The organism is Pseudomonas edaphica (genome assembly GCF_005863185.1).
In the GTDB taxonomy this organism is placed as follows: domain Bacteria; phylum Pseudomonadota; class Gammaproteobacteria; order Pseudomonadales; family Pseudomonadaceae; genus Aquipseudomonas; species Aquipseudomonas edaphica.
Genome location: NZ_VBVZ01000271.1, coordinates 1 through 8,085, shown reverse-complemented (window position 1 = coordinate 8,085; position 8,085 = coordinate 1). Strand labels below are relative to the sequence as shown.

General features: G+C 64.1%; 6 protein-coding genes. All 6 read left to right on the top strand.

The window, feature by feature from the left end; all coding sequences use genetic code 11:
• Positions 1–708: type VI secretion system baseplate subunit TssK (gene tssK, locus FEM54_RS18140; protein ID WP_138452289.1), on the top strand; the 708-nt coding region annotated here is incomplete at its 5' end.
• Positions 705–1,385 carry a type VI secretion system protein TssL, short form gene (gene tssL / locus FEM54_RS18135; protein WP_138452287.1) on the top strand — a complete coding sequence of 227 codons (681 nt, stop codon included), beginning with the start codon at positions 705–707 and terminating at the stop codon, positions 1,383–1,385. The genes tssK and tssL, both read left to right, overlap by 4 nt.
• 7 nt (positions 1,386–1,392) lie before the next feature.
• Positions 1,393–3,153 carry an OmpA family protein gene (locus tag FEM54_RS18130; RefSeq protein ID WP_138452285.1) on the top strand — a complete coding sequence of 587 codons (1,761 nt, stop codon included), beginning with the start codon at positions 1,393–1,395 and terminating at the stop codon, positions 3,151–3,153.
• The gene (locus FEM54_RS18125; protein WP_116668776.1) at positions 3,119–3,610 is read left to right on the top strand and encodes an Hcp family type VI secretion system effector; all 492 of its coding nucleotides are present in this window, start codon (positions 3,119–3,121) and stop codon (positions 3,608–3,610) included. The genes FEM54_RS18130 and FEM54_RS18125 overlap by 35 nt, the downstream gene beginning before the upstream one ends.
• Positions 3,611–3,743: 133 nt before the next feature.
• Positions 3,744–6,401: a type VI secretion system ATPase TssH gene (gene tssH, locus FEM54_RS18120; RefSeq protein ID WP_138452283.1), complete on the top strand. Its 2,658-nt coding sequence runs from the start codon at positions 3,744–3,746 to the stop codon at positions 6,399–6,401.
• 2 nt (positions 6,402–6,403) lie between these two features.
• Positions 6,404–8,085 (top strand): type VI secretion system Vgr family protein (locus FEM54_RS18115; protein ID WP_138452281.1); only part of this gene is annotated, 1,682 nt, incomplete at its 3' end.

Below are 8,085 nucleotides of genomic sequence, written 5' to 3'. Positions count from 1 at the left end.
CGGCTGATGGGCATGCGCCGCGAAAGCAACCAGCGCATGGCCGATTTTGCCGTGGCCGATGTGTCGCTGTTCTGGTTGCTCAACGCCTTGAACACCTATCAACCCGTGCTGGCCGACCTCAAGGCTCACCCGGCGCGACATCCCGAGCAGGTGTACCAGGCGCTGATCAAACTGGCCGGCGGCCTGCTGACGTTTTCTTTGGAGCACGATATCGACCAGATTCCAGCCTACCGGCATGAGCAACTGGAAACCGTATTCCCTCCGCTGATGCAGACCATTTCCACCTTGCTGGAGGCCAGCCTGCCGTCGCGTGTGGTGGCGCTGGTGCTGGAGGAGGTGGCCGCGAATCGCTGGCAGGTCACGCTCAACGATGCCCGCCTGCGTGAGCGCGACGGTGCCGATTTCTACCTGTCTGTGCGCTGCCGAATGCCGGCCGCGCAGTTGCAAAAACACTTCCCGCGTCTGTGCAAAGTCGGCACGCCGGACGACGTCAACCAATTGGTCAACGCCGCGCTCGACGGTATCCCGCTGCAGCCGCTCAGCCATGTACCGGCGGCGATTCCACTGCGCCTGGAAAACCAGTATTTCACCCTCGACCTTGGGCACCCCAAGGGCCAGGCCATGCTGGCCGAAGGGGTCTGTGCGCTGTACGTCCCCAGCACGCTGGTAGACATCAAACTTGAACTCTTCGCGGTATTGCGCGCATGAACCTGACTGCCTCGAAAAAGAACCCGACCTCGGCGCTGGATATCGACAAACTCTTGCAAAACAGCTATCTGCTGGTGGTCGAACTGCGCCAGGGCGCAGAGGTGCAAGACACCTCCGAGCTGTGGCGTTGCTGCGTGCGGCAGGTCAAGCAGGTGTACCAAGCGTTGCAGGCCGTGGGGGTGAGCAACAAAAGCACAGCGCTGATCTGCCATGCCCAAAGCGCGCTGTTCGATGAAACCGTGCTGAACCGTGCCACGGGGCCGGCCCATGCGCGCTGGGCGAGCAAGCCCCTGCAGGCCCACTTGTTCAACCGTCACCAGGCGGGTGAGTTCCTGTATGAGGACATGCGCCAGGCCCTGCGCCAGCCAATGCCCGATCTGTTGGTACTGACGGTGTTCCAGCGCGTGATGCTCCTGGGTTTTCGCGGGCGCTACCCGGATCTCAACCACCCCGAGCGCCAGCGGCTGATGGACGCCCTGAATGCGCACGTTCCGCCCCTGAAGCTCAACCCGATGCTCACCACCCAGGGCAGCGGCCCACGCAACGAGCGGCTTGGCACCTTGCGCTCGCCTTGGGTTCGCCTGGCCATGGCGGGCGTGCTGCTGGTCGGCGTCTGGTGGGGGCTGGACCAGATGCTCGGTGGCCTGGTCGCCACGCTTGCTCCTGGCCAGGCGTGAGGCTGCGATGACACTCAACTTGATGCGAGGGCTCTGGCTGTGGGCCGGGGTGCTGGTTGTGACGCTGGCACTGATCATTCCGGCCTCGGGCTGGCTGCGAGCGGCAGCGATTTTGACGGTCGTGCTGGCCTGGGTCTGGGCAGAGCGTCGTTTCGCAAAGCGCGGCGCGCAACTGCTGCCGCCGGGTGAGACGCCCCTGCCGGCGGCAACTTATCGCCAGCCCGTGGTGCTGGTGTGTGGCGATGGGCTCACGGGACTGTTCGGTGCCGTTCCCGCCGACCAGTTGGCGCTGCGGGTGACTGCGCAAGGGTGCTATGTGCGGGTGCCTGCGCTGGACCAACTGGGTACGGCAGTGGCGGGCGTGTTGACGCAACGCCCGGACTGGGGTGGGCAACTGAACGTGATGTTTTGCGTCAACCCCGTTGAACATACGGATGAAGGCGAGTTGGCGGGGCGGATACGTGCCTTTCGCCACCAACTCACGCTGGCGCGAAAACGCGGCCTCGCGTTGCCCTTGATGCTGGTCAGTTATGGGCAGACCACCACTGACGAAGACGCCTGGTTCAGTTGCGAGAGCGGCGAGCCCGATCTGTGGGTGCGCAGTGCCGGTGCCTGTGCCAGCTTGAGCGATTGGCAGCGCCAGGCCGTCGACAGCGCCCACGGTACGGAGCGTCTGGCCATGGGCGTACAGGTCGGCAGCCTGGCCGCGTGGCTCAAAGACAAGGTGCTGTCGCACTTTACCGGGCGTGACGGGCGTGTGCCGCTGGTGTGGGCGATGACGCTGGTGCCGGCCGTGCCTCAGCGCGTGCCCGGCAACCTGTGGCAGCAATGGCTGCGCGTCAGGGTCGCCCTCGGCGCGTCCGAACCCTCGGTGGCCGGTGCGAGCCTGCCATTTCCCGATCCTTTGCTCAACCTGCTGCCCCTGCGTATTCGGCGTTCTGCGCGGTTGCGTGCGGGCATCCTGGCGGTGTGGCTGTTCACCCTGGCGGGCGTGGTGGCGTTGGCCAGTTCGGCCTGGCAGAACAACCTGCTGCTGCGTCAGGTCAGTGATGACCTGCGCCGCTACCACGTCATCCCGCTGGCCGAGCGCCGTGACCAGCCGCAATTCCTCCTGCGCGAAAACGCAGTGGCCGTGTTGCGCGAGGATGCTGCGCGACTGGACGACTACTACCGCCAGGGTGAGCCGCTGGCCTTGGGCTTGGGCCTGTATCGCGGCGAACGCCTGCGCCTGCCGTTGCTGGCGACCATCGCCGCCCACCGCCAGCCGCCAGAGGCACCACCGCCAGTAAAGATCCCCGATCCGGTGCGCCTGGACAGTCTTTCGCTGTTCGACCCCGGCCGGGCTGAGCTCAAGTCCGGTTCCACCAAGGTGCTGATCGACGCGCTGGTCAACATCAAGGCCCAGGCCGGTTGGCTGATCGTCATCGCCGGGCATACCGACATCACTGGCACACCTGGCCAGAACCTTGAGCTGTCCCGCGCTCGCGCCGCCTCGGTGCGCGACTGGATGCAGCGCATGGGCGACATTCCCGACAGTTGCTTCGCGGTCCAGGGCTTCGGTGCCCAGCAACCCGTGGCGAGCAACGACACCGACGCCGGGCGCGCCGCCAACCGTCGCGTCGATATTCGTCTGGTACCGGAAGCGGGGGCCTGTGCGCTGCCCGCTGCGGGGCCGGGCAAGACCCCGCCTGTCGCATTCCGCGACATGCAAACCCCCAGAAAAGGAGCTTCAAATGGCAATTCCCGTTTACCTCTGGCTGCAAGATGATGGCGGCGCGGAAATTAAAGGTTCCGTGAACGTGCAGAAACGCGAAGGCAGTATCGAGGTCATCGCGCAGGACCACAGCCTGTACATCCCCACCGACAACAACACCGGCAAGTTGACCGGCACGCGGGTGCACACCCCGTTCCTGTTCAGCAAGGAAATCGATGCGTCCAGCCCTTACCTCTACAAGGCTGTGACCACGGGCCAGACGCTTAAAAGCGCCGAGTTCAAGTGGTACCGCATCGACGACGCCGGCCAGGAAGTCGAGTACTTCATCACCAAGCTGGAAAACGTCAAGGTCGTCAAAGTCGCGCCAAAAATGCACGACATCAAAGACCAGGGCAAAGAGAAGCACAACCACATGGAACAGGTCGAGCTGCGCTACGAGAAGGTCACCTGGACCTACAAGGACGGCAACATCATCCACTCCGACGCCTGGAACGAACGCCAGAGCGCCTGATGCGCGAACACCGGCAGGCGATGTGCGCCTGCCGGTTCGCGGTGTGCAGGGTTGAGCGCCCGTTCGCGGACGCTCAGCCAAACACATCGAGCCTTGATGACACGCCGAGCCCCCAGACCAGAGATGTACGCCCATGGCCCAGAATTCCGCGCTTTTGCTTCGCCGCCTCAATCCGTATTGCGCCCAGGCACTGAGTGCTGCGGCGACCTTGTGCCAAAGCCGTGCCCACGGGCTGATCAGCATCGAGCACTGGTTGCTCAAGCTGCTGGAGCAGGGCGAGGGCGACTTGACCGTGATCGCCCGGCGCTATGAATGGGACATGGACACGCTGTGGCGCGGCCTGCTCGATCATCTCGACAGCCTGCCGCGCAGCGTGCAAAGCAAACCGCAGCTGTGCGATAAGTTGTACCACTTGATTAAATACGCCTGGTTATACGCATCGCTGGACAGCCGCAACGAGAGCATACGTTCGGTCCATCTGCTCGCGGCCTTGCTGGATAATTCCGATCTGCTGGCGTGCGAGTCCGCCTGGCCGTTGCTCAGCGTCAGCGAAACTCAGTTGAAACGCCTCTCCGAGCTGCTCGACCAGCAGTCGATAGAGCGTCCACAACTGCAGCAGCTCTCCACGTTGGAGCTTGCCGATGGCGCGCCGCTCGACAGCGCCTCGCTCCCCGAACTGCAGGAGGCGTTGCAGGGCATCCTCGACCGCTTCACCCAGGATGTGTCCGCGAAGGCCAGGGCAGGACAGATCGACCCGGTGTTCGGGCGCGACGATGAAATCCGCCAGGTCATCGACATCCTCAGCCGCCGGCGCAAGAACAACCCGATCCTGGTAGGCGAGCCTGGCGTGGGCAAGACTGCGCTGGTCGAAGGGCTGGCGCTGCGCATCGCCGAAGGCAACGTGCCCGACAGCCTCAAGTCGGTCAGCCTGCGCACCCTGGACCTGGGTCTGCTGCAGGCCGGCGCCGGGGTCAAGGGAGAGTTCGAGCAGCGCCTGAAAAACGTGATCGACGCCGTGCAGCAATCGCCGCAGCCGGTGCTGCTGTTCATCGACGAGGCCCACTCCCTGATCGGCGCAGGCAATCAGGCCGGCGGTGCCGATGCTGCCAACCTGCTCAAGCCGGCCCTGGCCCGTGGCGAATTGCGCACCATCGCCGCCACCACCTGGAGCGAGTACAAACAGTATTTCGAGCGTGACGCGGCCCTGGAGCGCCGCTTCCAGGTGGTCAAGGTCGATGAGCCGGACGATGCCAACGCCAGCCTCATGTTGCGCGGCCTCAAGGCGCGCTACGCCAGCCACCATGGCGTGCACATCCAGGACGCGGCGGTGCAGGCAGCGGTCAGCCTGTCGCGGCGCTACGTTACCGGGCGCCAACTGCCGGACAAAGCCGTCGACCTGCTCGACACCGCCAGTGCCAGGGTGCGCATGGGCCTGGACTGCGAGCCGCAACCCCTGGTGCGCCTCAAAGCCCAGCAGGCTGCCCTGGAACTGGAACACCTGGCCCTGGAAGAAGACCGCAAACTCAATGGCGCCGATGCCGAGGAACGCCTGGAGGCGATTGCCGGCCAGTACGCCGACCTGCAGCGTCGGCAAGCGGCCATGGAGGAGCAATACCGCCACGAACTCGACCTCACCCGCCAGTTGCTTGCGGCACGCCTGACCGAACCGTCGAGCCGGGACGCTTGCCTGCACCTGCAACAACAATTGCGCGAAGTTCAGGGCAACCAACCGCTGTTGTCGCTGGATGTGGATGTGCGCAGCGTGGCTGAAGTGATCGCCGACTGGACCGGCGTGCCCCTGGGCAGCTTGCTCAAGGACGAACAGGCCAACCTGTTGGAACTGGAACGCCAACTGGGCGAGCAGGTGATCGGCCAGGACCATGCCCTGAGCACCCTGGCCCAGCGCCTGCGTGCGGCCAGGACCGGCCTGACTGACGACAAGGCGCCGCTGGGCGTGTTCCTGCTGGTGGGCACCAGCGGCGTCGGCAAAACCGAAACCGCCCTGGCCCTGGCGGACAAATTGTTCGGCGGTGAACGATCCCTGATCACCATCAACCTGTCGGAATACCAGGAAGCCCACACCGTCAGCCAACTCAAAGGCTCGCCACCCGGCTACGTGGGTTACGGCCAGGGCGGCGTGCTCACCGAAGCCGTGCGCCAACGCCCCTACAGCGTGGTGCTGCTCGATGAAGTGGAAAAAGCCCACCGCGACGTGATCAACCTGTTCTACCAAGTGTTCGACCGTGGCTTCATGCGCGATGGCGAAGGGCGCGAAATCGACTTTCGCAACACCGTCATCCTCATGACCTCCAACCTGGGCAGCGACGAACTGCAAGCCTGCCTGCAAGAGTTCCCCGGTGCGCCGGACAGCACCCTGCAAGAACTGCTGCGCCCGATCCTGCGCGAGCATTTCCAGCCGGCCTTGCTCGCCCGCTTCCAAACCCTCATCTACCGCCCGTTGCTGGCCGATGCCCTGCAACGCATCGTCGCCATCAAGCTGGGCCAGGTTGCCAAGCGCTTGCAGCGCCATTACGGCGTGCACTGCCGCATCGACCTGGCACTCAACCAGGCACTGGTTGCCGCGTGCCTGCTGCCCGACACCGGTGCACGCAACATCGACAGCCTGCTCAATCAACAGATCCTGCCGGTACTCAGCCAACAACTGCTGCGACGCCAGGCCGCCCACGAAAAAACCACCGAAGTGACCCTGGGCTACAGCGAGGAGGAGGGCATCGTCCTGCACTTCACCGACGGCCAAGACCATGACACGCCGGTCGCCCTGGAGGCCTGAACATGCTCAATGAACTGCGCACCTTCTTCGACCACAGCCGCCACAAACTCGCGGTCTACGGGCTGGATTCGGTGTTGGACGTACTGGCCTTCGAAGGCCACGAAGGCCTGAGCCAGCCGTTCAACTACCGCGTGGAATTCACCTGCATCGACGGCGACATCGGTGCCGACAGCGTGCTGGGCAAAGACGCCAACTTCAGCCTGCACGGCCCCGGCCTAAACCCAGGCATGGCCGCACTCAAGGCGGTAGGCATTGAAGTACCGCCGGTCAAGCCACTGCGCACCTTGCACGGCGTGGTCACCGGGTTCAAACGCCTGTCCGGCTCCCTCGACGAAGCCCGCTACGAAATCACCCTCGAACCGCGCCTGGCCTTGCTGGCTCGCGGCAAACAATTTCGTATCTACCAACACCAGTCAGTGCCGCAGATCGTCGAAAGCATCCTGCGCAGCCGCCATGATTTCGAAGGTCAGGACTTCCTCTTCAACCTGGTACGCGAATACCCCAAGCGCGAACAGGTCATGCAGTACGACGAAAGCGACCTGGCCTTCATCTCGCGCCTGTTGGCCGAGGTGGGCATCTGGTACCGCTTCACCCGCGACGAACGCCTGAACATCGACGTGGTGGAATTCCACGACGACCAACGCCACTATCAGTTCGACGTGCAACTGCCATACCGCCCGCAATCCGGCCTGAACAGCAGTGGCCAGGACGGCGTATGGCGCCTGCAATCGAACCACAAGGTGGTGGAGAAACACGTCAACATCCGCGCCTACCACCACCGTGTCGCCAACGCCCACCTCGACGGTGATGTCGGCCAAAGTCGTGGCGCCAAAGGCACCTACGGCGAGGCCTACCACTACGCCGAGCCCTACAACGTCATCGGCGACCGCTACGACCAGGACGAAGACCTGCAAAGCGAAAGCGGCTACTTCTACGCGCGCCTGCGCCACGAACGCTACCTCAACGGCCAGACCCAACTCAGTGGCAGCAGCAGCAGCCCCAGCCTGACCCCCGGTCAAGTCCTGAAAATCTCCGGCGGCGCCCCTAACGCCTTCACCCCCGGCGCGGTTATCACCCAAGTCACCACCCACGCCGCCCGCGACCGCAGTTTTGAAGCCAGCTTCCAGGCCATCCCGTATTCAGAAACCGTGTGCTTTCGCCCTGCATCGCTGCCCAAACCCCAAATCGCCGGCACCGTCCCGGCCCGCGTCACCAGCCCCAAGGAACACGACCCCTACGGCCACATCGACCTCGAAGGCCGCTACAAAGTCCACTTCCTGTTCGACCGCGACACCTGGAAACCCGGCCAGGAAAGCCTCTGGCTACGCCTGGCCCGCCCCTACGCCGGCGACACCCACGGCCTGCACCTGCCACTGCTGGCCGGCACCGAAGTGGCCATCGCTTTTGAGCAAGGCGACCCCGACCGGCCTTATATCGCCCACGCGTTGCACGACAGCCAACACGTCGATCACGTGACGTTGGGTAAACGCGACTACACGCGCAACGTGCTGCGCACGCCAGCCAACAATAAGCTGCGCATGGAAGACTTGCGCGGGCAGGAGCACGTCAAGCTCAGTACGGAGCACAGTGGCAAGAGCCAACTCAACCTCGGGCACCTAGTCGATGCTCAGAAGCAAAAACGCGGCGAAGGTTTTGAACTGCGCACCGATGGGTGGGGCGCGAT

Excerpts from the sequence above, each read along its gene's own strand:
- FEM54_RS18125 (WP_116668776.1), top strand. The coding sequence starts at position 3,119 with ATGGCAATTCCCGTTTACCTCTGGCTGCAAGATGATGGCGGCGCGGAA.
- FEM54_RS18130 (WP_138452285.1), top strand. The coding sequence starts at position 1,393 with ATGACACTCAACTTGATGCGAGGGCTCTGGCTGTGGGCCGGGGTGCTG.
- tssH (WP_138452283.1), top strand. The coding sequence starts at position 3,744 with ATGGCCCAGAATTCCGCGCTTTTGCTTCGCCGCCTCAATCCGTATTGC.
- tssL (WP_138452287.1), top strand. The coding sequence starts at position 705 with ATGAACCTGACTGCCTCGAAAAAGAACCCGACCTCGGCGCTGGATATC.